Annotated in this window: 1 protein-coding gene; it reads right to left on the bottom strand. The window is 67.8% G+C overall.

Annotated elements, in window-relative coordinates:
* Nucleotides 1-273, bottom strand: a 273-nt coding sequence (locus ACRHOZ_RS20960) for a 3-dehydroquinate synthase family protein (RefSeq protein ID WP_431130220.1), incomplete at both ends; no start/stop codon positions are given.

The following is a 273-nucleotide window of genomic DNA, read 5'->3' on the forward strand; positions in this document are numbered from 1 at the left end:
GCGGCGCCGTGGCGCCACCGGTAGCGTTCCCGGCGCTCGATCGCGTGGCCTAATGTGTGGCCGTAGTTGAGGATTTCGCGCAGCTCGGATTCCTTTTCGTCGGCGGCGACCACCTCGGCCTTGACGGTGATCGCGCGCCGGATCAGCGCGGGCAGCACGTCGCCGGCCGGGACGAGTGCGGCCAGCGGGTCAGCTTCGATGAGATCCAGGATCACCGGGTCGGCGATGAAGCCGGCCTTGACCACTTCGGCCATGCCGCAGATCATTTCGTCG

The organism is Flagellimonas flava, assembly GCF_050617915.1.
GTDB lineage: Bacteria > Bacteroidota > Bacteroidia > Flavobacteriales > Flavobacteriaceae > Flagellimonas > Flagellimonas flava_A.